Genomic DNA, 1,733 nt, shown 5'->3' with positions numbered 1-1,733 from the left:
AAATGGCACTTGGGCCAAACAGAAGGTTATACCCCGCTCGATCGCGGCTTTGATAGTTTTTACGGGGTTCTTGGGGGAGCAACGCCTTATTTGACCGCGATTGGGCCAAACGACCTCCATGTTGAGACAGCCGAAGACAAACTCATTACACGCGATCGCTTACCAATTTTCGATGGCCGAACCCGTGTGGAGCCCGATGCCTATGTAACGGACGTCTTCACTGACAAGGCCATTGAGTTTGTAGATCGTCGTTCCGAGAAGCCATTTTTCCTATATCTGGCATATACCGCACCGCATACACCGCTGCAGGCACCGGCGCATTATTTATCGCGGGTCGGCGAGAATCTTACAAATTACCATCGGGTGTATGCAGCGATGCTTACTGCAATGGATGATGGGATTGGGAAATTAGTTCGGCACCTGAAGACAACTGGTACCTATGACAATACATTGATTGTCTTTTTGAGTGACAACGGTTGCCCAAGCTATATTGGCGGTGCTTGCTCCAATGCGCCACTCCAAGCCTGGAAGGGCTACCCTTGGGATGGGGGCATTAGGGTGCCTTTTCTTGTATCCTGGCCACGATCAATAGCTCCAGGTGTCTACTCTAATCCTGTCAGCGCATTGGATATTGCCGCAACTGCTGCGGCTGCAGCCGGCGTTGCCCATCCGGGCGCAGAGGGGCGTAACCTCGTTAGTCTGGTTCTGGATCCTGCGGCGCATTCAAGTCGGGCACTATTCTGGCGCATGGGACCCACTCGAATCGTCCGCGAAGGACGTTGGAAATTGGTGGTTGTTAATCGTTCGGCACCGGTTGGCGGTGCACCGGCCAATCGGGCGACTGACGATCTCTCCAGATCGATGAGGCCTGACGGGGTGCCGGCCGTCGTGTCTGCGCTAGGACAATGGACGCTTCTCTACGATCTGGAGGTCGACCCCGGTGAAAAGTTCAATCTGGCGGAACGTCATCCCGAAAAGGTCAAGGAACTTCTACAAAAGTGGGATCAGTGGAATGCGGGGAACATTGAGCCTCAATGGACAAGTCGACGAGGTGTGGCCGCTGAAGTCGAAAATATGTGGGTAGAGATGTTCAATTGAGCGATGGCGATGAATATGAAACTCCTCTCCCGTCGAAGTGCCGTTGGAGGGCTCCTTGTGGTTGGAGCATGCAGGTCCATTCGGCGGCAAGTCTTGGAAGAGAGAACCCTCGTCAATGGCCGTAATGGCGTCATTGAGGTACTTGTCGTTGGCCCCAGTGACGCTCCGGCAATTGTCATGATTCCCTCCCTTGGCCGCGGTGCCAGTGACTTCCGATTGCTTGCAAACGCAGTCGCAGATGCTGGATTTCGAGCGATATGTCCCGAGCCCCGCGGCTTTGGGAGGTCCGCGTCCTACTCAGCAGACGTGCGGCTCAACGATTTGGCAGATGATGTTGCTGATGTCATCGAGAGCAGCACTGACAAGCGACTGGTAATTGTCCTTGGTCACGCATTCGGCAATCGAGTTGCAAGAATGAGCGCAGCCCTTAGGCCAGATCTGGTGCAGGCTGTCATCCTGCTGGCAGCCGGCGGGAAGGTCGCGATGGCCCCGCATATAGAGCAATCTCTGCTGGCGTCATTCGATCTTTCCTTGCCCGAGGCAGAGCGCATGGGTCATGTTGCCCGAGCATTTTTCGCGCCTGGTAATGAGCCAACCGCTTGGCGGGATGGTTGGCGGCGTGACGTGGCCGAGGC

2 protein-coding genes are annotated in these 1,733 nt (G+C 55.3%); both read left to right on the top strand.

The genetic code is table 11. The features are described from left to right. Window positions 1–1,098 (top strand): sulfatase-like hydrolase/transferase (locus tag ACOVRA_RS04090; RefSeq protein WP_421719185.1); only part of this gene is annotated, 1,098 nt, incomplete at its 5' end. Window positions 1,099–1,101: 3 nt separating this feature from the next. Continuing rightward, on the top strand, window positions 1,102–1,733 hold a 632-nt coding region (locus tag ACOVRA_RS04085; protein WP_421719184.1), incomplete at its 3' end, for an alpha/beta fold hydrolase.

It is taken from the genome of Aquidulcibacter sp., assembly GCF_049239865.1.
GTDB lineage: Bacteria > Pseudomonadota > Alphaproteobacteria > Caulobacterales > Aquidulcibacteraceae > Aquidulcibacter.
The sequence above is the reverse complement of the archived record's forward strand: the minus strand, read 5'-3'. Positions and strand labels throughout refer to the sequence as shown.